Source organism: Streptomyces sp. NPDC001027 (assembly GCF_040299045.1).
Lineage (GTDB): Bacteria > Actinomycetota > Actinomycetes > Streptomycetales > Streptomycetaceae > Streptomyces.
This window is the reverse complement of the sequence record NZ_JBEPBI010000069.1, coordinates 15,688-37,742: the sequence shown is the minus strand read 5'-3', so window position 1 is coordinate 37,742 and position 22,055 is coordinate 15,688. Positions and strand designations below refer to the sequence as shown.

Here is a 22,055-nt window from a genome sequence, read left to right as displayed (position 1 = left end):
TCGGCCCGGGGACCCTCGGGTGGGCACGTCCACGTCCCGCCGCCGCGGTAACAAATGCGAACAGAGCCGCGGGGCCCTGCCCCGGGGCCCGGTGGGGGACGGGGGGCAGGCGCCGTCTGTGTTCCGCACGCCTTTGTACGGGACGTATCGGCGCCTTGCGGCGGGGCCGTCAGACCATCAGCGAGCGGTCCGTCGGGCGGATCGGGGCCGGCAGGTCGCTGGCGCCGGTCAGGAACCGGTCGACGCCGCGGGCGGCCGAGCGGCCCTCCGCGATCGCCCACACGATGAGCGACTGGCCGCGGCCCGCGTCGCCGGCGACGTACACGCCCGGCACGTTCGTCCGGAAGTCGGCGTCGCGCGCGACGTTGCCGCGCTCGTCGAGCTCCAGGCCGAACTGCTCCACCAGGCCGTTCTCCCGGTCGGTGCCGGTGAAGCCCATCGCGAGGGTGACCAGCTGGGCGGGGATCTTGCGCTCCGTGCCCGGCTTCGGGGTCAGCCTGCCCTCGACGAACTCGACCTCGGTCAGGTGCAGCCACTGGACGTTGCCGTCCTCGTCGCCCTCGAAGTGGGTGGTGGAGACCGAGTAGACCCGCTCGCCGCCCTCCTCGTGCGCGGAGGTGACCTTGTAGAGCATCGGGAAGGTCGGCCACGGCTGGCCCGGGTTCCGCTCCTCGCCCGGGCGGGGCATGATCTCCAGCTGGGTGACGGAGGCCGCGCCCTGGCGGTGGGCGGTGCCCACGCAGTCGGCGCCGGTGTCGCCGCCGCCGATGACCACGACGTGCTTGCCCTCGGCCGTGATCGGGGGCGCCACGAAGTCGCCCTCCTGGACCTTGTTGGCCAGCGGCAGGTACTCCATCGCCTGGTGGACGCCCTTGAGCTCACGGCCGGGGACCGGCAGATCGCGGGCGGTGGTGGCGCCGGCGGCGATCACGACGGCGTCGTAACGCTTCTTGAGGTCGGTCGCCTTGAGGTCGCGGCCGATCTCGATGCCGGTGCGGAAGCGGGTGCCCTCCGCGCGCATCTGCTCGATGCGGCGGTTGATGTGCCGCTTCTCCATCTTGAACTCGGGGATGCCGTACCGCAGGAGGCCGCCGATGCGGTCCGCGCGCTCGTAGACGGCGACGGTGTGGCCGGCCCGCGTCAGCTGCTGGGCGGCGGCCAGGCCCGCCGGGCCCGAGCCGATGACCGCGACCGTCTTGCCGGACAGCCGCTCGGGCGCCTGCGGGGCGACGTCACCGGTCTCCCACGCCTTGTCGATGATCGAGACCTCGACGTTCTTGATGGTGACGGCCGGCTGGTTGATGCCGAGCACGCACGCCGACTCGCAGGGAGCCGGGCACAGCCGCCCGGTGAACTCCGGGAAGTTGTTCGTCGCGTGCAGCCGCTCCTGCGCCGCCGACCAGTCCTCGCGGTAGGCGAAGTCGTTCCACTCGGGGATCAGGTTCCCCAGCGGACAGCCGTTGTGGCAGAACGGGATGCCGCAGTCCATGCACCGGCTGGCCTGCTTGCCGATGATCGGCAGCAGCGAACCGGGGACGTAGACCTCGTTCCAGTCCTTCAGCCGCACGTCGACGGGGCGGGACTTGGCGACCTCACGGCCGTGGTTCAGGAAGCCCTTCGGGTCAGCCATGGGTCGCCGCCTCCATCATCTTCTCGGTGATCTCGGACTCGGAGAGTCCCGCCTGCTCGGCGGCGTCCTTGGCGGCGAGCACTGCCTTGTACGTGCTGGGGATGATCTTGCTGAAGCGCTCCACGGCCGCGTCCCAGTCGGAGAGCAGCTTCTCGGCGACCGTCGAGCCGGTCTCCTCGGCGTGGCGGCGCACCACGTCGTGCAGCCACTGCCGGTCGGTGTCGTCGAGCGCCTCGACGGCGTCCAGGTTGCCGACGTTGACGTGGTCGCGGTTCAGGTCGATCACGTAGGCGACGCCGCCGGACATGCCGGCCGCGAAGTTGCGGCCCGTCTCGCCGAGGACCACCGCGTGACCGCCGGTCATGTACTCGCAGCCGTGGTCGCCCACGCCCTCGGAGACCACCAGCGCGCCGGAGTTGCGCACGCAGAACCGCTCACCGGTGCGGCCGCGCAGGAACAGCTCGCCGCCGGTCGCGCCGTAGGCGATGGTGTTGCCCGCGATGGTCGAGTACTCGGCGAGGTGGTCGGCGCCCCGGTCCGGGCGGACGACGACGCGGCCGCCGGAGAGGCCCTTGCCGACGTAGTCGTTGGCGTCGCCTTCCAGGCGCAGCGTGACGCCGCGCGGGAGGAAGGCGCCGAAGGACTGGCCCGCGGAGCCGGTGAAGGTGATGTCGACGGTGTCGTCGGGCAGGCCCGCGCCGCCGAACCTCTTCGTCACCTCGTGGCCGAGCATGGTGCCGACCGTGCGGTTGATGTTGCGGATGGAGACCTGGGCGCGCACCGGCTGGGCGTCGTTCGCCGAGTCCGCGGCCAAGGCGTCGGCGGCGAGCTTGATGAGCTCGTTGTCGAGCGCCTTCTCCAGGCCGTGGTCCTGCGCGACGACCTGGTGCAGGGCCGCGCCCTCGGGCAGGGCCGGCACGTGGAAGAGCGGGGCGAGGTTGAGGCCCTGTGCCTTCCAGTGGTCGACGGCGCGCTCGACGTCGAGGACCTCGGCGTGGCCGACGGCCTCCTCGATCGAGCGGAAGCCCAGCTCGGCGAGCAGCTCGCGGACCTCTTCGGCGATGAACCTGAAGAAGTTCACGACGTACTCGGCCTTGCCGGCGAACCGGTCGCGCAGCACCGGGTTCTGGGTGGCGATGCCGACGGGGCAGGTGTCCAGGTGGCAGACGCGCATCATGACGCAGCCGGAGACGACGAGCGGGGCGGTCGCGAAACCGAACTCCTCGGCGCCGAGCAGCGCGGCGATGACGACGTCGCGGCCGGTCTTGAGCTGGCCGTCCGTCTGGACCACGATCCGGTCGCGCAGGCCGTTGAGCAGCAGGGTCTGCTGGGTCTCGGCGAGGCCGAGCTCCCAGGGTCCGCCCGCGTGCTTGAGCGAGGTCAGCGGGGAGGCGCCGGTGCCGCCGTCGTGGCCGGAGATGAGCACCACGTCCGCGTGCGCCTTGGACACACCGGCCGCGACCGTGCCGACGCCGACCTCGGAGACCAGCTTCACGTGGATCCGCGCCTGCGGGTTCGCGTTCTTCAGGTCGTGGATCAGCTGGGCCAGGTCTTCGATGGAGTAGATGTCGTGGTGCGGCGGCGGGGAGATCAGGCCGACGCCCGGGGTGGAGTGCCGGGTCTTGGCGACCCACGGGTAGACCTTGTGGCCGGGCAGCTGGCCGCCCTCGCCGGGCTTGGCGCCCTGGGCCATCTTGATCTGGATGTCGTCCGCGTTGACCAGGTACTCGGAGGTGACGCCGAAGCGGCCGGAGGCGACCTGCTTGATGCTGGAGCGACGCGCCGGGTCGTACAGGCGCTCCGGGTCCTCGCCGCCCTCACCGGTGTTGGACTTGCCGCCCAGCTGGTTCATGGCGATGGCGAGGGTCTCGTGCGCCTCCTGCGAGATGGAGCCGTACGACATGGCGCCGGTGGAGAAGCGCTTGACGATCTCGGAGACGGGCTCGACCTCGTCGACGGAGACGGGGGGCCGGTTCGACGTGAGGCCGAAGAGCCCGCGCAGGGTCATCAGCCGCTCGGACTGCTCGTTCACCCGGCTCGTGTACTGCTTGAAGATGTCGTAGCGGGCCGAGCGCGTCGAGTGCTGGAGGCGGAAGACCGTCTCCGGGTCGAACAGGTGCGGCTCGCCCTCGCGGCGCCACTGGTACTCGCCGCCTATGTCCAGGGCGCGGTGCGCGGGCGCGATGCCGGAGGCGGGGTAGGCCTTGGCGTGGCGGGCGGCGACCTCCTGGGCGACGACGTCGATGCCGATGCCGCCGATCTTGGTGGCGGTGCCGCTGAAGTACTTCTCGACGAAGGCGTCGTCGAGGCCGACCGCTTCGAAGACCTGGGCGCCGCGGTAGGAGGCGACGGTCGAGATGCCCATCTTGGACATGACCTTCAGGACGCCCTTGCCGAGCGCGTAGATCAGGTTGCGGATGGCCTGCTCGGGCTCCATGCCGTTCAGGAAGGTGCCCGCGCGCAGCAGGTCCTCCACCGACTCCATGGCCAGGTACGGGTTGACGGCGGCGGCGCCGAACCCGATCAGCAGGGCGACGTGGTGGACCTCGCGGACGTCTCCGGCCTCGACCAGCAGGCCCACCTGGGTGCGCTGCTTGGTGCGGATGAGGTGGTGGTGGACGGCCGCGGTGAGCAGCAGCGACGGGATCGGCGCGTGCTCGGCGTCGGAGTGGCGGTCCGACAGGACGATGAGCCGGGCGCCGTTGTCGATGGCGGCGTCGGCCTCGGCGCAGATCTCGTCGATCCGGGCGGCCAGCGCGTCTCCGCCGCCGTGCACCCGGTACAGGCCGGAGAGGGTCGCGGCCTTGAAGCCGGGCATGTCGCCGTCGGCGTTGATGTGGATGAGCTTGGCCAGCTCGTCGTTGTCGATCACCGGGAAGGGCAGGGTGACGGTACGACAGGACGCGGCAGTCGGCTCCAGCAGGTTGCCCTCGGGGCCGAGGGACGAGCGCAGCGAGGTGACGAGCTCTTCGCGGATGGCGTCCAGCGGCGGGTTGGTGACCTGGGCGAACAGCTGCGTGAAGTAGTCGAAGAGCAGCCGCGGGCGGGAGGAGAGCGCGGCGATCGGCGAGTCGGTGCCCATGGAGCCGATCGGCTCGGCGGCGGCCTTGGCCATCGGCGCGAGGAGCACGCGCAGCTCTTCCTCGGTGTAGCCGAAGGTCTGCTGGCGGCGGGTGACCGAGGCGTGGGTGTGCACGATGTGCTCGCGCTCGGGGAGGTCGCCCAGCTCGATCTCGCCGGCCTCGAGCCACTCCGCGTACGGGTTCTCGGCGGCGAGCTGGGCCTTGATCTCGTCGTCCTCGATGATGCGGTGCTCGGCGGTGTCGACGAGGAACATGCGGCCGGGCTGCAGGCGGCCCTTGCGGACGACCTTGGCGGGGTCGATGTCGAGGACGCCGACCTCGGAGCCGAGGACGACGAGGCCGTCGTCGGTGACCCAGTAGCGGCCGGGACGCAGGCCGTTGCGGTCGAGGACCGCGCCGACCTGGACGCCGTCGGTGAAGGTGACGCAGGCCGGGCCGTCCCAGGGCTCCATCATCGTGGAGTGGAACTGGTAGAAGGCGCGCCGGGCCGGGTCCATGGAGTCGTGGTTCTCCCACGCCTCCGGGATCATCATGAGCACGGAGTGCGGCAGCGAGCGTCCGCCGAGGTGGAGCAGCTCGAGCACCTCGTCGAAGGAGGCCGAGTCGGAGGCGTCCGGCGTGCACACCGGGAAGATCCGCTCGATGGCCTTCTCGTCCTGGCCGAACAGGTCCGAGACGAGCTGGGACTCGCGGGCGCGCATCCAGTTGCGGTTGCCCTTGACGGTGTTGATCTCACCGTTGTGCGCGACGAAGCGGTAGGGGTGCGCGAGCGGCCACGACGGGAAGGTGTTCGTGGAGAAGCGCGAGTGGACGAGCGACACGGCCGAGGCGAAGCGGCGGTCGGACAGGTCCGGGAAGAAGGGCTCGAGCTGGCCGGTGGTCAGCATGCCCTTGTAGACGATCGTGCGTGCGGAGAGCGAGGGGAAGTAGACGCCGGCCTCGCGCTCGGCGCGCTTGCGCAGCACGAACGCCTTGCGGTCGAGGTCGATGCCCTGGCTCGTGCCGTCGCTCACGAAGACCTGGCGGAAGGCCGGCATCGTGGAGCGGGCGGTGGCGCCGAGGAGTTCGGGGGCGACCGGGACCTCGCGCCAGCCGAGGACGGTGAGGCCCTCCGCGGCGGCGATCGTCTCGATCTCCGAGACGGCGTCCTCGGCGCCGGCCTCGGGGAGGAAGGCGATGCCGACGGCGTAGTGGCCGGCCTCGGGGAGGTCGAATCCGGCGACCTCGCGGAAGAAGGCGTCCGGGACCTGAGTCAGGATGCCCGCGCCGTCGCCGGAGTCCGGCTCGGAGCCGGTGGCGCCGCGGTGCTCGAGGTTGCGCAGAACGGTCAGCGCCTGCTCGACCAGCGCGTGGCTCGCCTCGCCGGTGAGGGTGGCCACGAAGCCGACGCCACAGGCGTCGTGCTCGTTGCGGGGGTCGTACATACCCTGCGCAGCAGGGCGAGCATCCATGAAGGACCAGTTCTGGCCATTCGCGGAATGCTGGGACGGCTGGCGCGGCGTACGCATCGGCTCTCCCGTCGTCGTCTCAGGTGGCATATCTGCTGGCGAAGGGACGACGTTGGCCCTCTGCGGAACGCAAAATTTCGTGCAGGTTACATGATGGAGCGGTTCTCGGGAACCGGATACTCCGTTCCAGCATGCGGACGCCACGGTGCGCGGCGGGGGTTCCTCGCACGTGGCTGAAAGATATGGGGGCCGGACGGGACGGGATCGGTCGGATCGCTGCCCGGCGGACCGGAAGGGCGGAGGGAGCGGCGTCACCCACCCCGCGAGTGCGCCGCAGGCGTCATTGCCCACAGCGCTTACGGCTCATGCCCGCTGGTTAAGCAGTCGAAACCAGCCGGTAACGACTACCTATGCGGCCCAACGCATAGATAGCAGCCGATCTATCCTACGGCCGTTCCGAAGAAGCTGCCCAGGGCGTACGTCACACCGGCCGCCGCGCCGCCGAGGGCGAGCTGCCGCAGCCCGCTGAACCACCAGGACCGCGCCGTCACCCGGGCCACCACCGCACCGCAGCCGAACAGGCCGAGCAGGGCGAGCAGCACGGCCGGCCACAGCGAGGCGGCGCCGAGCAGATACGGCAGGACGGGCAGCAGCGCGCCCAGCGCGAAGGACCCGAAGCTGGATACCGCGGCGACCAGCGGCGAGGGCAGATCCGACGGGTCGATGCCCAGTTCCTCGCGGGCGTGTATCTCCAGGGCCTGCTCGGGGTCGCGCGACAGCTGCTGGGCGACCTGCCGGGCCAGCGCGGGTTCGACGCCCCGGGACTCGTACAGCGCGGCGAGCTCGGCCTCCTCGCCCTGGGGGTGCTTGCGCAGCTCCCGTCGCTCGACGGCCAGCTCGGCCTCGACGAGTTCGCGCTGCGAGGCGACGGAGGTGTACTCGCCGGCGGCCATGGAGAAGGCGCCGGCGGCCAGTCCCGCGAGGCCGGTGACGACGAGGGTCTGCTGGCCCACGGAACCGCCGGCGACGCCGGTCATCAGGGCGAGGTTGGAGACCAGGCCGTCCATCGCGCCGAAGACGGCGGGGCGCAGCCAGCCGCCGTTGACGTCACGGTGGGTGTGGTTGTCGCGGTGCGCCTCGTGCAGCGGCGCCTCGGTCTCGATGATGGCCACGAAGATCCCCCAGTAAGCTGAGCCAAAGCTAAGTTTAGACTGATTCTAAGTTCTTACCACGCGAACATACGCCTCCCCATTCCGCTTCGCCAGCAAGGAAAGGCTCGGCTAACCTGCGCTTTTACCTTCGAGCGCTCATTCGATCGGCTACCCGCACAGGTGTCGACCGGGTGACTTGAAGGGCGTCGAGGCTCGGGTCAACCGCCGATGGTGGGACACATCCGCAGACGGTTCCGCGCCCGGAGCGGAGCCACGGTGTGGAGGCCGCCCATGGCGACGATCCGTGAACGAGCCCGCGGCGCCCTGCTCGGCCTGGCCGTCGGAGACGCCCTGGGCGCCCCCGCCGAGAACATGAAGCCCTCCGAGATCCGCGCCCGCTGGGGCCGCATCACCGGCTACGTCGCCGACCGACCTGCCGGCACGGACGACACCGAGTACGCGATCTTCTCCGGCCTGCTGCTCGCCCGGCACGGCTCCGCGCTCACACCGGCCCACGTCGAGTCGGCCTGGCACCAGTGGATCGCCGACCGGGACGAAGGGCCCTTCCGCGGCGCGGGATTCAGCGAGCGCGGCACCCTGGAGAACCTCCGCCGCGGCCTCGCGGCGCCCATCTCGGCGCAGCACCGGCACGCCTGGAGCGACGGCCTGGCGATGCGCGCGGCCCCCTTCGGCGTCTTCGCCGCGGGCCGCCCCGCGGAAGCGGCCCGGCTGGTCGCGATCGACGGCGCGGTGAGCCACGACGGCGAGGGCATCTACGGCGGGCAGGCGGTCGCGGCCGGCGTGGCAGCGGCGATGGCCGGGGCGCCGCCGATCGCGGTCGTCGCCTCCGCGCTCGCGGTGGTCCCCGAGGACTCCTGGACGGCTCGTTCGCTGCGCCGGGCGGCAGCCGTCGCCCACCGGGGCGAACGGGCCGTGCGCTCGGCCGTCGTCGTCGGCGGCTACCCCTGGACCGATCTGGCGCCGGAGGCCGTCGCTCTCGCGTTCGGCGCCTACGCGGCCGCCGACGGCGACTTCCGCGAGGCGGTTCTCACGGCGGTGAACATGGGCCGCGACGCGGACACCACGGCAGCCGTGGCGGGCGCCCTGGCCGGGGCTGCCCGGGGGGTCTCGGCGATCCCGCCGGACTGGGCGGCGGCCATCGGCCCGGCACGGGGCACCTGCCTGCCCTCGATGGCGGGCCATCACGTCCTGGACGTGGCCGAGCTGCTGGTGCCGGGCGAGGGCGGCAAGTGGGGCGAGGGCGTGGTGGCGGCGGACCTCGTCCCGATCCTGACGAGCCCGGGACGGCTTCCCCACCCCGACCCGACGGCCTTCACCCTGACGACGACGGCGCTGGCGACCACAGCCACGGCAGCGACGGCAGCGACGGCAGCGACGGCAGCGAACGACAGCCACGACATCCCGGAGGCCTGTTCATGACACCGCCCGCACCCTGGGACGAGACGACGACGGCCGCGGCGGTCACGGCGGCGCCCTGCGCGCCCGCGTCCGCCGACTGCGAGGGCGAGGGGGCGCTGGCGGGCGCCCCGCGGCGCCCGTCCGCACCCGGCGGCACGAGCGGCGCCGGCGCCGGCACGGCAGAGCGCGACCGCACCGGCACGGCACGCCGGACCGGCAGGCCCGCAGAGGAAGCCGCGGCCGGAGGGCTCGCCCCGCGGCGCGCACGACGCATCGAAGGCCTGCTGCTGGGCCTGGCCGCGGGCGACGCCGCCGGGTGGCCCGCCGCCCGCCATCGCGCCGCCCGAATGCCGGACTGGACCCGCCGTCTGACCCGGGAGCTCGACACCTTCGCCGAACACAACGCGACGACCACCCTGCCCGTCCCCATCGCCCTGAACCAGCCCCCCGAGCCCCTCCGGCTCGGCCCCTCCGACGACGCCGAGTGGGCGGCGTTCGCCGCCGAGGCGGTGCTGCGGGCCGGCGACGACAGCGCCCTGGGCGACCTCTGCCGGGACCGCCGGATGCGTGCCGCCATCGACCTCACCTGGAACGCCGTCGCCAGCGAGGTCGCGGCGGCCGCCGACCGCGCGCCGGAGGTCGAGTCCGCCGTCCTGCCCCTGCGGGCCCGCATCTCCGTGCGCGCCGGGCTGGGCAATCTCGCCGCCGGGCTGCGGCCCCCTGCCACCGGCCACGACAACCCGCACTACTTCGACGACGCGGCCTGCGTACGCGCCTGCGTGCTCGCCGTGGCACACGCCGGCGATCCCGGGGCCGCCGCCGGGCTCGCCGAGTTCGACGCCCGCTACACCCAGGACGGCGACGGCGTGCACGGCGCCCGGGCGATGGCCGCCGCGCTCGCCCTGGCCCTGGCCGGAGCGGACGTCGAGGCCTGCGCGACGGCGGCTCTCGGCGAGCTCCCCGCGCACACGGAGATCGGCCGCAACGCCCGGCACGCGCTGGACCTGGCCCGCGCCGCGCCGAGCGCGTTCGCGCTCATCCCGCTGCTGGAGCACCAGATCGTCGACCACGTCTACAGCTACGGCATCGCCGCCGCGGAGACCGTGCCGGTGGCGCTGGCCCTGGCGACGGCGTCCGGCGGCCGCATCGGCGAGGCGGTGCCGGCCGCGGCCTGCCTCTCCCGGGTCGCGGACTCGGCCCCCGCCCTGGCGGGCGCGCTCACCGGGGCGCTCGGCGGCGCCGCCGCGATCCCCGGGGCGTGGCGCGACAGCTGCCGTGTCCTGTCCGGCTGCGCGCTCCCCCGGCTCACCGGCACCGACCTGGTGGAACTCGCCGGGCTCCTGGAAGCCGCACAACCGGCCCCACCAGGAGGATGATTCCGGGCATGACGTCCAAAGCAGAAGAAAGCAACGAGGCAACCCTGGAGGAGCGCATCACCGGCGCCCTGGTCGGCGCGGCCGTGGGCGACGCCCTCGGCGGACCCGTCGAGGGCTACACCCCGGAACAGATCCTCGAACGCCACGGCGGCCGCGTGCACGGCCTCGTCGGGCCCTGGAACGGCGACGACTGGCGCACCGCCCGCCCCATCGCCCCGTACCACAAGGGCGACGGCCACGTCACCGACGACACCCTGATGACCCATGCGCTGATCAGGGTGTACGCCACGGTCCGCGATCACCTCGACGCCTACGCGGTCGCCGAGCACCTCGTCCCGGACCTGATGACGACGCCCCGCTGGATCCCGGAACTGGAGGCCGAGGCACTCCCCCTGCACCGGATCTTCCTGGCGGAGAAATGGCTGGTCGCCCGGCTCCACTACGGCCACGTGGACCCGCGGGAGGCCGGCGTGGGCAACATCGTCAACTGCGGGGCGGCGATGTACATGGCCCCGGTGGGCCTGGTGAACGCGGCCGACCCGGCGGGAGCGTACGCCGAGGCGCTGGACGTCGCGGGCGCCCACCAGTCGTCCTACGGCCGGGAGGCGGCGGGCGTCTTCGCCGCGGCGGTGGCGGCCGCGTGCACGCCGGGCGCGACCGCGGACTCGGTGGTGACGGCCTGCCTGGCGCTGGCCAAGGACGGCACGCGCACGGCGATCGAGAAGGTCTGCGAGGAGGCGGTCCGGCACGGCGACGTCGAGTCCGCGCTCATCCCGCTCAGGGAGGCGGTGGCGCCCTACGACACGGTGGGCCCCGACTACCGGCGGCCCTCGCTCGGCGCCCGCCGCCCCTCCCGGCTGCACGCGATCGAGGAGCTCCCGGTCGCCCTGGGCATGGTGCTGGCGGCGGGCGGCGACTACCGCCGGGCGGTCCTGGGCTCCGTGAACTACGGCCGCGACTGCGACTCGATCGCCACGATGGCCGGAGCGGTGGCCGGCGCCCTCGGCTCACCGGTCCCCGAGGAGTGGGCGAAGCAGGTCGCCGAGGCCAGCCGCCTGGACCTGTGGCAGCCGGCCGCGACGCTCACCGGGGTGGCCCGCGAGGTCTTCCGCCGCGACGTCGTGCGCCGCCGCGACCACGAGCGGGCCTTCCACGCCCTCGCAGACGCCCCCGGAGGCTCCGGATGCTCCGACTGACCTGGGTCCAGCCGGAGGACCTGCTCGGCCACGAACTGCGCCAGGCGGCCGAGGACGGCCGGGAGCCGTGGGCGGTCGCGGCCCGCTGGCGAGCGGCCGGAGGCCACGAGGCGCCGCCCCGCGCGGGCGCCTCCGGGCAACGGGCCTCCGGCTATCTCCGGCTCCTCGCGGACGACCTGCTGGACGAACTGGCGGACCTGCCCAGCAGACTGGCCGAGGACGAGCCGACCGAGCTGGACAGGATCAGAACGCTCTGCCCCCGGTGGCCCGGCCGGCCGGGCGGCACGCGCCCCCCGGCGCCCTCGCGGGCCCGCCTCGAAGCGGCGTGGCTGGGCCGGGCCGCCGGCTGCCTCCTGGGCAAACCGGTGGAGAAACTCCCCCTGGACGCCGTCCGCCGACTCGCCCGGGCCGCCGGCAACTGGCCCCTGAACGGCTACTTCACCGCCCGGGGGGTCCCCGGCCCCCTGCTCGAGGAGCACCCCTGGAACCGCCGCTCGGCGCCCACCTCCCTGGCCGAGAACATCGACGGCATGCCCGAGGACGACGACCTCAACTACCCCCTGCTCAACCTCCTGCTGCTGCAGCGTCACGGCCGGGGCTTCACCACCGCCGACGTGGCCCGGCTCTGGCTCGACGAACTCCCCGCGGGCCGCACCTTCACCGCCGAGCGCATCGCCTACCGCAACCTCCTCTGCGGCATCGAACCCCCGCACACCGCCCGCCGCCGCAACCCCTTCCGGGAGTGGATCGGCGCCCTGATCCGCGCCGACGTGCACGGCTGGACCAACCCCGGCGACCCGGCCGCCGCGGCCGAGCAGGCGCACCGCGACGCCGTCCTCACCCACACCGCGAACGGCGTCTACGCGGCGATGTTCACGGCGGCCGTCGTCGCCGCGGCCGCGCCCGGCGGCCTCGACGTGCACGCCTGTCTGCGCACCGGCCTGACGGTCGTCCCGCCCCGCTCCCGGCTCGCCGTCGCCGTCGCCCACGCCATCCGGCTCGCCGCGGAGCACGCCGACTTCGACGCCGTCGTCGACGAGCTCCACGTCGCCCACCGGACGGCCCACTGGGTGCACGCCGTCCCCAACACGGCCCTGATCGCCGCCGCCCTCACCCACGCGGACGGCGACTTCGCCGGATCCATCTGCCGTGCCGTGTCCGGAGGTTGGGACACCGACTCCAACGGCGCGACCGCGGGCGGCGTCGCCGCGCTGCTCACCGGCGGCCCGGCCGCCCTCCCCGACCGCTGGACGGCCCCCCTCAAGAACCGGCTGGCCACCTCCGTCGCCGACTTCGACGGCGTCGGCTTCGACGCCCTCGCCCACCTCACCCGGTCCCTCATCCCTCGGGAGGCATCCCGCCCATGACCGACATCGTCGTGCTCGGCAGCACGAACATGGACCTCGTCGCCTATGTCGAGAAGCCCCCGCAGCGCGGGGAGACCGTGACGGGACGGGAGTTCCGCACGATCCCCGGCGGCAAGGGCGCCAACCAGGCGACCGCCGCCGCCCACGCCGGCGGCGCCGTCTCGATGATCGGGGCGGTCGGCAACGACTCGTTCGGCGCCCGGCTGCGCTCCACGCTCGAGCACGCGGGCGTCAACACCGACCACCTGCGCACCGTCGAGGCCCCCTCCGGAACCGCGCACATCGTGGTGGACGACGACGGCGGCAACGCGATCGTCGTGGTGCCCGGCGCCAACGGCACCGTCGACCACCTCGCCCCCGGCGACGAAGGCCTCATCGCCTCCGCGGACGCGCTGCTCCTGCAACTCGAAGTGCCCCTGGCCGCGGTCGTCGCCGGTGCACGGGCGGCCCGGGCGCACGGCGTGCGCACGATCCTCACCCCCGCCCCCGTCCGGCCGCTGCCGCAGGAACTCCTGGCCGCCACCGACCTGTTGGCGCCCAACGAGCACGAGGCGACCGCACTCACCGGCCGCACCGACCCGCGCGAGGCGGCCGCCGTCCTGCTGGACAGCGTCCCCGAGGTCGTCATCACCCTCGGCGCGGCCGGCGTCCTCTACGCGGCCCGGGGCGCCGAACCGCTCACCGTGCCCGCCCCGCGCGTCACGGCCGTGGACTCCACCGGCGCGGGCGACACCTTCGTCGGCGCCCTCGCGGTGGCGCTGGGCGAGGAGCGGCCCGTACGGGAGGCCCTGGCCTGGGCGGCGGCCGCGGCCGCGCTCTCGGTCCAGCGGCACGGCGCCACCGCGTCGATGCCGTACCGCTCCGAGATCGAGACGCAGTACGCCTCATGACCGGACCCGCCACGACCGAACCCGTCCCGGCCGAAGCCATCCCGGCCGAACCCGCCGCGACCGCCTCCCCCGCGGCCGGGCGGGCCGCTCCGCTGCACGGCGTCCGGGTCCTCGACCTGGCCACCCTGTTCGCCGGGCCGCTCGCCGCCACCCTGCTGGGCGACTTCGGCGCGGACGTCGTCAAGGTCGAGCACCCCGACCGTCCCGACCCCTCCCGGGGACACGGCCCGTCCAAGGACGGCGTGGGCCTGTGGTGGAAGATCCTCGGCCGCAACAAGCGCACGATCACCCTGAACCTGTCCACGCCCGGCGGCCGCGCCACCCTGCTGCGGCTCGCCGCGACGGCCGACGTGATCATCGAGAACTTCCGTCCCGGCACCCTGGAGAAGTGGGACCTCGGCTGGGAGGAGCTGTCGGCGGCCAACCCCCGCCTGGTCCTCGCCCGGGTCACCGCCTTCGGCCAGTTCGGCCCCTACGCGCACCGCCCAGGCTTCGGCACCCTCGCGGAGGCGATGAGCGGCTTCGCGGCGATCACCGGCGAACCGGACGCCCCGCCCACCCTCCCGCCCTTCGGTCTGGCCGACTCGATCGCCGGCCTGGCCACCGCGTACGCCGTCATGACGGCCCTCGCCGCCCGCGACCGCACCGGCGAGGGTCAGGTCGTCGACATGGCGATCATCGAGCCCATCCTCACCGTCCTCGGCCCCCAGCCCCTCTGGTACGACCAGCTGGGGTACGTCCAGGCCCGCACCGGCAACCGCTCCGCCAACAACGCCCCGCGCAACACCTACCGCACGGCCGACGGGGACTGGGTCGCCGTCTCGACGTCGGCGCAGTCGGTCGCGGAGCGGGTGATGCGGCTCGTCGGCCGCCCGGAACTGATCGACGAGCCCTGGTTCGCCACCGGCGCCGAGCGGGCCGCCCACACCGACGTCCTCGACGAGGCGGTCGGCTCCTGGATCGCCCGGCACGCCCGCGCCGACGTCCTCGCGGCCTTCGAGAAGGCGGAGGCGGCGATCGCCCCGGTCCAGGACGTCCGGGACGTGCTGGCCGATCCCCAGTACCAGGCGCTGGACACCGTCACCGCGGTGGACGACCCGGAGCTGGGCCGCATCCGCATGCAGAACGTCCTCTTCCGGCTCTCCGCGACTCCCGGCGCGATCCGCTGGGCCGGCCGCCCGCACGGCGCCGACACGGACGCCGTCCTGACCGAACTGGGCCTGACGGCGGACGAGCTGAGCACCCTGCGCGAGGCGGGCGCCCTGTGAAGAAGCCCCCGCTGACCTGGCTCTACGTCCCCGGCGACCGCCCCCAGACGGTCACCAAGGCCCTCGCCTGCGGCGCCGACGTCGTGATCGTCGACCTGGAGGACGCGGTCGCGCCGGACCGCAAGGCGTACGCCCGGGCGGCCACCGCCGAACGTCTCGCGGAGCCCCAGCCGGTGCCGGTCCACGTCCGGGTGAACTCCCTGGACACCCCCTACGCGGCGGCCGACCTGCGCACGGTGGCCGCCCTCCCCGGCGTCTGCGGTCTGCGCCTGCCGAAGGTGACGGCCCCCCACCAGATCACCCGGGTCGCCGAGAGCGTGCCCCGCAGCGACCGCGGCGCCACCCCTCTGCACGCCCTGCTGGAGACCGCCCTCGGCGTCGAACACGCCTTCGCCATCGCCCGCGCCCACCCCTCCCTGCGCGGCATCGCCCTCGGCGAGGCGGACCTGCGAGCCGATCTGGGCGTCCGCCACGACGCGGGCCTCGACTGGTCGCGCTCCCGGGTCGTCGTCGCCGCCCGGGCCGCCGGACTGGCGCCCCCGCCCCAGTCGGTGCACCCCGACATCCGCGATCTGGACGGCCTGGCCACCAGCTGCGCCCACGGCCGCACCCTCGGCTTCCTGGGGCGCGCCGCCATCCACCCCCGCCAGCTCCCGATCATCGAACAGGCCTACCTGCCGACCCAGCAGGAGCTGGAGGACGCCGAGACGATCGTGAAGGCGGCCATCACCGAACGGGGCGCCCAGGCGCTCCCCGACGGACGGTTCGTCGACGCCGCGGTGGTGGCGGCCGCGCACCGCACGCTGGCCCTGGCCGGCCGGAACTGACCGGCCGACCGGCCCGCGGCCCGGCGGCACACGACGAGGGCGCCCGGTGAACCCGGGCGCCCTCGTCGTGGTGCGCGTCGTGCGTGTCGTCGTCGTGCCGACGGCCGTCAGCTCTTCTTGCCCGCCGACTCCGCCTCGTCCTTGTCGTCGGCCTTCGCCTCGGTCTTGTCGTCCGCCTCGGCGGCGGTCCCGTCCTTGCTCCCGGCCTCGCCGTCGGCCCCGGACGCGTCCTCGGCCTTCTTCGCCCCGGCCGCGTCGCCGGCCCCGGCCTTCGCCCCGGCGGAATCCTCCGCGGCCTCGGACGAGGACGACTGCGCCCCGGACTTCTCCTCGCCGTCCGCCGAGGCGTCCCCGGCCGCGTCGCCGGAGGCCTGCGCGGCAGGTTCGACGACCGCTTCCCGGCCCGGACGCTTCTTCGCCGAGACGACCATGTACGCCACCGCGAGCAGGAAGACCACCAGCGCGGTCCAGTCGTTCAGCCGCAGGCCCAGGATGTGGTGGGCGTCGTCGACCCGCATGTACTCGATCCAGGCGCGGCCCACGCAGTACGCGGCGACGTACAGGGCGAACGCCCGCCCGTGGCCCAGCTTGAAGCGGCGGTCGGCCCAGATCACGAGAAGGGCCACGCCGACGCACCACAGCGACTCGTAGAGGAACGTCGGGTGGTAGTAGCCCGGCACCCGCCCGTCCGCCGAGGACGTGATGTGCAGGGCCCAGGGAAGGTCGGTCTCCTTGCCGTAGAGCTCCTGGTTGAACCAGTTGCCCCAGCGCCCGATCGCCTGCGCCAAGGCGATGCCGGGGGCGATGGCGTCGGCGTACGCCGGCAGCGGGATGCCCCGGCGGCGGCAGCCGATCCACGCGCCCACCGCGCCGAGCGCGATCGCGCCCCAGATGCCGAGGCCGCCCTCCCAGACCTTGAAGGCGTCCACCCAGTCCCGGCCCTCGCTGAAGTACAGCTCGTAGTCCGTGATCACGTGGTAGAGCCGGCCGCCGACCAGCCCGAAGGGCACCGCCCAGACGGAGATGTCGGCCACCGTGCCGGCCAGCCCGCCCCGGGCGACCCAGCGCCTGTTGCCGAGCCAGACCGCGACGAAGACGCCGATGATGATGCAGAACGCGTAGCCGCGCAGGGGAACGGGGCCGAGGTACAGCACCCCGTGCGACGGGCTGGGAATGTAGGCAAGTTCCATGGCAGGGTCGACGCTACCCTGCCACGCCCGGCCGACGACGGGCGGCCGGGCTACGGCTCCATAACGGGCTGGTGTGAACGGGCGCCGCCCGTCTCACCCCTGGTCGGCCTCCTCCACCGTCTTCTTCAGCTTCTGCGGCGTCATCGACCGGTCCTGGTAGATGTTCTTGCCGTTGAACAGCACGGTGGGGGTGCCGCCGAAGCGGCCGTTCTGGAAGGCCTGGTTGGACTTGGCGACCCAGCTGTTGTGCGTGCCCTGCTCCACACAGGCGCGGAACGCGGGCGTGTCGAGCCCGTCGACCTTGCCCGCGAGCTCGATCAGCCGGCTGTTCTCGGCGTACTCGTCCTTCGTCTCTTCCGGCTGGTTCTCGTAGAGCACGTCGTGGTAGGCGGGGAACTTGCCGACGTCCTGGGCGCAGGCCGCCGCGTTGGCCGCGTTGCGGGAGCCGCTGCCGCCCATGTTGCCGTCGATGAGGGTGGCGAGGTGGTACTCGACCTTCAGCTTCCCGCCGTCCGTCAGCTCGTGGATCGTGGGCCGGTACGCCGTCTCGAAGGCCTTGCAGGCCGGGCAGCGGAAGTCCTCCCACACCGTGAGCGTGGCCTTCGCGCCGTCCTTGCCGACCGGGATCGCGAGGGCGTCCTCGCCCTGGGCCCCCGAGGGCGCCACGACCGGGCCCGACTTGTCGCTGCTGTCGTCCTTGCCGGAGTTCGCGGCGACGACGCCGATCACCGCGGCCAACCCCAGGACGCAGACGACGCTCGCGCCGACGATCAGTGTGCGCCGCCGCCGCTCGGCCGTCTTCTGCTTCTCGCGCTCCGCTGCCAGCCGCTCCCGGGCAGTGCGCTTTCCGTCACGATTCTTCTCGCTCACACCCCCAGAACGAACCGGGGAGGCGCATTGCGCCTCCCCGGTCCCAGGTCCACCCGTTCGGGTGACCGGTGTTCTCCTCACGCCTGGCGGCGCACGCCCTTCGCCAGGTCGCCCGCGAGCGCGCGGACCGCCTCGACGCCGGCCGCCTCGTCCGGCGCGTCCAGCATCCGCTTGACGAAGGCCGAGCCGACGATCACGCCGTCGGCGAAGCCGGCCACCTCCGCGGCCTGCCGGGCGTCCGAGACGCCGAGGCCGACGCAGACCGGCAGGCCCGAGCCGGTGGCCCGGGTGCGCTCCACCAGGTCGTGGGCCTGCGCGCCGACCGACTCCCGGGTGCCGGTGACGCCCATCAGCGAGGCGGCGTAGACGAAGCCGCTGCCCGCCTCGGTGATCTGCGCGAGCCGCGCGGCGCGGCTGCTCGGCGCGACGACGAAGACGGTCGCGAGGCCGTGCTTGTCGGCGTGCTCCCTCCACAGGGCCGACTCCTGCACCGGCAGGTCGGGCAGGATGCAGCCCGCTCCGCCGGCCTCCGCGAGTTCGGCGGTGAACCGCTCGACGCCGTAGCGGTCGATGGGGTTCCAGTACGTCATGACGAGGATCGGCCTGCCGGTGGCCTCGAACGCCTCACGGACCGTGCGCATGACGTCCGCGATGCGCACCCCGCCGCGCAGGGCGATGTCGTCGGCGGTCTGGATGACCGGCCCGTCGAGGACCGGGTCGCTGTGCGGCAGTCCGACCTCGACCACGTCGGCGCCGCCGTCCAGGACGGCCTTGATCGCCTCGATGCCGCCGTCCACCGTCGGGAACCCGGCCGGGAGGTAGGCGATGAGCGCGGCGCGGTCCTCGGCCTTCGCGGCGGCGAGGGTGTCCGACAGCAGCTGAATGTTCCCGCTCACTTGGCGTCCCCCTCGATCTCCGCGGTGTCGGCCGCGTCGGCGGCGACCTCGGCGTCGGTGTCGTACAGCCCGAAGTAGCGGGCTGCCGTGTCCATGTCCTTGTCGCCGCGACCGGACAGGTTCACGACGATGAGCCCGTCCGGGCCGAGTTCCCTGCCGACCTCCAGCGCGCCGGCCAGCGCGTGCGCGCTCTCGATGGCCGGGATGACGCCCTCGGTGCGCGACAGCAGACGCAGGGCCTGCATGGCCGCGTCGTCGGTGACCGCGCGGTACTCGCCGCGGCCGGTGTCCTTGAGGTAGGAGTGCTCGGGGCCGATGCCAGGGTAGTCGAGGCCCGCCGAGATGGAGTACGGCTCGGTGATCTGGCCCTCGTCGTCCTGCAGGACGTAGGAGCGCGAGCCGTGCAGGATGCCGGGCTCGCCCGCGGTCAGGGTCGCCGCGTGCTCGCCGGTGTCGATGCCGTGCCCGGCCGGCTCGCAGCCGATCAGGCGCACGCCGGCGTCGGGGATGAAGGCGTGGAAGAGGCCGATGGCGTTGGAGCCGCCGCCGACGCAGGCGACGGCCGCGTCGGGCAGGCGTCCGGCGCGCTCCAGGATCTGCCGCCGGGCCTCGACGCCGATGACCCGGTGGAAGTCGCGGACCATGGCCGGGAAGGGGTGGGGTCCCGCGACCGTGCCGAAGAGGTAGTGCGTGCGGTCGACGTTGGCGACCCAGTCGCGGAACGCCTCGTTGATGGCGTCCTTCAGGGTGCGGCTGCCGGACTTCACGGCGACGACCTCGGCGCCCAGCATGCGCATGCGGGCCACGTTGAGGGCCTGCCGCTGGGTGTCGATCTCGCCCATGTAGATGGTGCACTCGAGCCCGAAGAGGGCGCAGGCGGTGGCCGTGGCGACGCCGTGCTGGCCCGCGCCGGTCTCGGCGATCACACGGGTCTTGCCCATGCGCCTGGTGAGCAGCGCCTGGCCGAGGACGTTGTTGATCTTGTGGGAGCCGGTGTGGTTGAGGTCCTCGCGCTTGAGGAACACCCGGGCGCCGCCGGCGTGCTCGGCGAACCTCGGCACCTCGGTGAGGGAGCTGGGGCGGCCGGTGTAGTGCACCAGCAGGTCGTCGAGCTCGCGCGCGAACTCGGGGTCGTGCTTGGCCTTGTCGTACTCGACGGCCACCTCGTCCACGGCGGCGACGAGGGCCTCCGGGATGAACTTGCCGCCGAACGCGCCGAAGTAGCCCTCGACGGTGGGGACCGAGCCGTCGGGGTCGGGAATGAAGAACTCGCTGGGCATGCGGAAACCTCACGGTGAGACGGTGTGATGTGCGGTCACGAAACGCCGTGGGGGCGGGATCGACGGACGGCTAACCGCCGTCGGCGGCCCGTCGCGCAGATCCCCGCGCCCCCAGGGGGCGCCGCTGCCATCGCATGCCGTTCACCTGGCCCGGCTCGTCGCCGATGACGTACCGGACCCGGCGGCCGTGCACCCGGCGGGCGGGCGCGCGGCAGCCACGGGGGCGGCAGCCGCGCGCGAGGCGGGCGTACCGGTCCGTGGCGGTCGCGGGGGTCGTCGGAGTCATCGGGGCAAGCCTAGCGGGAGATCAGCCCCGGCCGTGGCGCAGCGCGGGGTGCTCGCCCGCCGCCACCAGGTCGGCCACCGCGGTCTTGGGGTCGCGCCCGGTCACCAGGGACTCGCCGACGAGGACCGCGTCGGCGCCGGCGTTGGCGTACGCGATGAGGTCGTGCGGGCCGCGGACGCCGGACTCGGCGATCTTCACGATGTTCGCCGGGATCTCGGGGGCCACCCGCTCGAAGGTCCCCCGGTCGACCTCGAGGGTCTTGAGGTTGCGCGCGTTGACGCCGATCACCTTGGCGCCCGCGTCGACGGCGCGCTCGACCTCGTCCTCGTCGTGGACCTCGACGAGCGGGGTGAGGCCGATGGAGACGGCGCGCTCGATCAGCGACTCCAGGGCCGACTGCTCGAGAGCGGCCACGATGAGCAGCGCGAGGTCGGCGCCGTACGCGCGGGCCTCCCACAGCTGGTAGGAGGTGACGATGAAGTCCTTGCGCAGGACGGGGATGTCCACCCGGGCGCGGACCGCCTCGAGGTCGGCGAGCGAGCCGCCGAACCGGCGCTGTTCGGTGAGGACGGAGATGACCGCCGCGCCGCCCGCCTCGTAGTCGGCGGCGAGGCCGGCGGGGTCGGCGATCGCGGCCAGCGCGCCCTTGGACGGGCTGGAGCGCTTGACCTCGCAGATCACCTTGACGCCGTCGCCGCGCAGCGCCGCGACCCCGTCCTTGGCGGCGGGGGCCTTGGCCGCCAGCTCCTTGAGCTCGTCGAGGCTGACGCGCGCCTGCCGCTCCGCGAGGTCGGCACGGACTCCGTCGATGATCTCGTCGAGCACACTCACGCGAGCGGCCCCCTTCCGGCTGAGAGACGGTCGGCGCTTTTCGCGACCGAGGGAGAAACAGATGGTCACTCGATGGTATCCGGAGCGGGGCGATGGCCTCGCATCCGGTTGACGGCGGTCCCACTACCTGGACATCGCCCGGTAGATCAAGGGTGTAGCCAGCCGCCGAACGGCAGGTTCCGGACAACCGTGAAGACCAGCAGCAACGCGCCGAGCGTCCACAGCTGCACGGGGGTGGGGTCGACGCGCACGGGTCTGCCGCGCGCCGCGCGGACCACCCAGACGGTCCACACGACGGCGAAGCCGAGATAGGCGAGGACGGCCGGCGCGTTGTCGTGCAGGGCGGTCTGCAGATCGCCGTGCACGAACGCGTGCGCGCTGCGCAGACCTCCGCAGCCGGGGCAGTACAGGCCGGTGTAGCGCAGCAGCGGACAGGCCGGGTAGTGGCCGGGCTCGTTGGGGTCGACGGCCCCGACGTAGGCGAAGGCCCCGGCGACGGCCGCGAGGATGCCGGCGGGCACGGCCAGGCGTCCCAGGACGGTGGTCGTCGTGCTGCGGCTGTCGGCGTTCACGATGCGCATTGTGCCCCTCCGCGGCCGCACGCGCGCGTGGGGCGCGGCCGGGCATGCGTGAGGGGCGGCCGGTCGTCTGCCGGCCGCCCCTCAGCGAAACGGGTCGCTCAGCCCTCGGCGCCCGCGGGCTCGCGGGTGGCCGTGACCTGGTGCACCGGCTGGGCCGCGGCCTTCGGCCGGCCGAGGCCCGCCGCCCGCATCGCCAGGCCGACGAAGCCGGAGAGCGCCACGATCGCCATGCCGGCCCAGAAGCCGAGCGGCTCGGCCATCACCATGAACGCGCCCGCGACGGTGAACCCGATGATGGCGATGGTGACACCGGTCCAGGCGGCCGGGGTGTGTCCGTGGCTGCTGCCCGCCATGACTTGCTCCTCATTGCTGTCTCTGTGTCCGTCCGAGCCGGACGCTCGTCGTCCATTGTCCCGTACGCGCACGCCCGGCGGACGCGGGGGTTGGGATCCGGTCGCGTCTGATG

At 73.4% G+C, this 22,055-nt stretch carries 18 protein-coding genes; 7 read left to right on the top strand and 11 right to left on the bottom strand.

Going from position 1 to position 22,055, the window contains the following annotated elements; translation table 11 throughout:
• Positions 1-169 precede the first annotated feature (169 nt).
• The 3 genes from ABT300_RS20490 to ABT300_RS20480 form a co-directional block, all read right to left on the bottom strand.
• Positions 170-1,630 (bottom strand): glutamate synthase subunit beta, encoded by a 1,461-nt coding sequence (locus ABT300_RS20490; protein WP_351677562.1) that lies wholly within the window; start codon positions 1,628-1,630, stop codon positions 170-172.
• Complete coding sequence (gltB, locus tag ABT300_RS20485) at positions 1,623-6,221, bottom strand: glutamate synthase large subunit (RefSeq protein WP_351677560.1); 4,599 nt, start codon at positions 6,219-6,221, stop codon at positions 1,623-1,625. Before gltB ends, ABT300_RS20490 begins: the two co-directional genes overlap by 8 nt.
• Positions 6,222-6,601: 380 nt before the next feature.
• Complete coding sequence (locus ABT300_RS20480) at positions 6,602-7,333, bottom strand: VIT1/CCC1 transporter family protein (protein ID WP_351677558.1); 732 nt, start codon at positions 7,331-7,333, stop codon at positions 6,602-6,604.
• Between the two features lie 270 nt (positions 7,334-7,603).
• Here ABT300_RS20480 and ABT300_RS20475 point away from each other — a divergent pair, with 270 nt between their 5' ends.
• From ABT300_RS20475 to ABT300_RS20445, 7 genes are read left to right on the top strand one after another with little or no spacing between them, the layout of a single operon-like run.
• Positions 7,604-8,752 (top strand): ADP-ribosylglycohydrolase family protein, encoded by a 1,149-nt coding sequence (locus ABT300_RS20475; RefSeq protein WP_351677556.1) that lies wholly within the window; start codon positions 7,604-7,606, stop codon positions 8,750-8,752.
• Positions 8,749-10,107 (top strand): ADP-ribosylglycohydrolase family protein, encoded by a 1,359-nt coding sequence (locus ABT300_RS20470; protein ID WP_351677554.1) that lies wholly within the window; start codon positions 8,749-8,751, stop codon positions 10,105-10,107. The genes ABT300_RS20475 and ABT300_RS20470 overlap by 4 nt, the downstream gene beginning before the upstream one ends.
• Positions 10,108-10,115: 8 nt before the next feature.
• Positions 10,116-11,303: an ADP-ribosylglycohydrolase family protein gene (locus ABT300_RS20465; protein WP_351677552.1), complete on the top strand. Its 1,188-nt coding sequence runs from the start codon at positions 10,116-10,118 to the stop codon at positions 11,301-11,303.
• Positions 11,291-12,670: an ADP-ribosylglycohydrolase family protein gene (locus tag ABT300_RS20460; protein ID WP_351677550.1), complete on the top strand. Its 1,380-nt coding sequence runs from the start codon at positions 11,291-11,293 to the stop codon at positions 12,668-12,670. The genes ABT300_RS20465 and ABT300_RS20460 overlap by 13 nt, the downstream gene beginning before the upstream one ends.
• Positions 12,667-13,560, top strand: coding sequence for a ribokinase (rbsK, locus tag ABT300_RS20455; protein WP_351677548.1), 894 nt, complete (start codon positions 12,667-12,669; stop codon positions 13,558-13,560). The genes ABT300_RS20460 and rbsK overlap by 4 nt, the downstream gene beginning before the upstream one ends.
• Entirely contained in the window at positions 13,557-14,828 is a 1,272-nt protein-coding gene (locus ABT300_RS20450; protein ID WP_351677546.1) for a CaiB/BaiF CoA transferase family protein, read from the top strand. The genes rbsK and ABT300_RS20450 overlap by 4 nt, the downstream gene beginning before the upstream one ends.
• Positions 14,825-15,655 (top strand): HpcH/HpaI aldolase/citrate lyase family protein, encoded by an 831-nt coding sequence (locus ABT300_RS20445; protein ID WP_351677544.1) that lies wholly within the window; start codon positions 14,825-14,827, stop codon positions 15,653-15,655. Before ABT300_RS20450 ends, ABT300_RS20445 begins: the two co-directional genes overlap by 4 nt.
• Before the next feature lie 107 nt (positions 15,656-15,762).
• Here ABT300_RS20445 and lgt read toward each other — a convergent pair whose 3' ends face one another.
• From lgt to ABT300_RS20405, 8 genes are all read right to left on the bottom strand, one after another.
• The gene (lgt, locus tag ABT300_RS20440; protein ID WP_351677542.1) at positions 15,763-16,845 is read right to left on the bottom strand and encodes a prolipoprotein diacylglyceryl transferase; all 1,083 of its coding nucleotides are present in this window, start codon (positions 16,843-16,845) and stop codon (positions 15,763-15,765) included.
• A gap of 93 nt (positions 16,846-16,938) precedes the next feature.
• Positions 16,939-17,715: a thioredoxin domain-containing protein gene (locus ABT300_RS20435; protein ID WP_351677540.1), complete on the bottom strand. Its 777-nt coding sequence runs from the start codon at positions 17,713-17,715 to the stop codon at positions 16,939-16,941.
• 77 nt (positions 17,716-17,792) lie between these two features.
• Positions 17,793-18,611, bottom strand: coding sequence for a tryptophan synthase subunit alpha (gene trpA / locus ABT300_RS20430; protein WP_351677538.1), 819 nt, complete (start codon positions 18,609-18,611; stop codon positions 17,793-17,795).
• Positions 18,608-19,891 carry a tryptophan synthase subunit beta gene (gene trpB, locus ABT300_RS20425; protein ID WP_351677536.1) on the bottom strand — a complete coding sequence of 428 codons (1,284 nt, stop codon included), beginning with the start codon at positions 19,889-19,891 and terminating at the stop codon, positions 18,608-18,610. The genes trpA and trpB overlap by 4 nt, the downstream gene beginning before the upstream one ends.
• A 70-nt stretch (positions 19,892-19,961) precedes the next feature.
• Positions 19,962-20,177 carry a tryptophan biosynthesis modulator TrpM gene (trpM, locus tag ABT300_RS20420; RefSeq protein ID WP_351677534.1) on the bottom strand — a complete coding sequence of 72 codons (216 nt, stop codon included), beginning with the start codon at positions 20,175-20,177 and terminating at the stop codon, positions 19,962-19,964.
• Between the two features lie 21 nt (positions 20,178-20,198).
• Entirely contained in the window at positions 20,199-21,008 is an 810-nt protein-coding gene (gene trpC / locus ABT300_RS20415; RefSeq protein ID WP_319167507.1) for an indole-3-glycerol phosphate synthase TrpC, read from the bottom strand.
• Positions 21,009-21,154: 146 nt separating this feature from the next.
• Entirely contained in the window at positions 21,155-21,589 is a 435-nt protein-coding gene (locus tag ABT300_RS20410; RefSeq protein WP_351677531.1) for a DUF2752 domain-containing protein, read from the bottom strand.
• A 98-nt stretch (positions 21,590-21,687) separates the two neighbouring features.
• Complete coding sequence (locus ABT300_RS20405; RefSeq protein ID WP_319276719.1) at positions 21,688-21,942, bottom strand: HGxxPAAW family protein; 255 nt, start codon at positions 21,940-21,942, stop codon at positions 21,688-21,690.
• Positions 21,943-22,055: the final 113 nt, after the last annotated feature.

What these genes read in the sequence shown, in the direction of transcription:
- ABT300_RS20490 (WP_351677562.1), bottom strand. Translation starts at nt 1,630, where the DNA reads ATGGCTGACCCGAAGGGCTTCCTGAACCACGGCCGTGAGGTCGCCAAG.
- gltB (WP_351677560.1), bottom strand. Translation starts at nt 6,221, where the DNA reads ATGCGTACGCCGCGCCAGCCGTCCCAGCATTCCGCGAATGGCCAGAAC.
- ABT300_RS20475 (WP_351677556.1), top strand. Translation starts at nt 7,604, where the DNA reads ATGGCGACGATCCGTGAACGAGCCCGCGGCGCCCTGCTCGGCCTGGCC.
- ABT300_RS20470 (WP_351677554.1), top strand. Translation starts at nt 8,749, where the DNA reads ATGACACCGCCCGCACCCTGGGACGAGACGACGACGGCCGCGGCGGTC.
- ABT300_RS20465 (WP_351677552.1), top strand. Translation starts at nt 10,116, where the DNA reads ATGACGTCCAAAGCAGAAGAAAGCAACGAGGCAACCCTGGAGGAGCGC.
- ABT300_RS20460 (WP_351677550.1), top strand. Translation starts at nt 11,291, where the DNA reads ATGCTCCGACTGACCTGGGTCCAGCCGGAGGACCTGCTCGGCCACGAA.
- rbsK (WP_351677548.1), top strand. Translation starts at nt 12,667, where the DNA reads ATGACCGACATCGTCGTGCTCGGCAGCACGAACATGGACCTCGTCGCC.
- ABT300_RS20450 (WP_351677546.1), top strand. Translation starts at nt 13,557, where the DNA reads ATGACCGGACCCGCCACGACCGAACCCGTCCCGGCCGAAGCCATCCCG.
- lgt (WP_351677542.1), bottom strand. Translation starts at nt 16,845, where the DNA reads ATGGAACTTGCCTACATTCCCAGCCCGTCGCACGGGGTGCTGTACCTC.
- trpB (WP_351677536.1), bottom strand. Translation starts at nt 19,891, where the DNA reads ATGCCCAGCGAGTTCTTCATTCCCGACCCCGACGGCTCGGTCCCCACC.
- trpM (WP_351677534.1), bottom strand. Translation starts at nt 20,177, where the DNA reads ATGACTCCGACGACCCCCGCGACCGCCACGGACCGGTACGCCCGCCTC.
- ABT300_RS20410 (WP_351677531.1), bottom strand. Translation starts at nt 21,589, where the DNA reads ATGCGCATCGTGAACGCCGACAGCCGCAGCACGACGACCACCGTCCTG.
- ABT300_RS20405 (WP_319276719.1), bottom strand. Translation starts at nt 21,942, where the DNA reads ATGGCGGGCAGCAGCCACGGACACACCCCGGCCGCCTGGACCGGTGTC.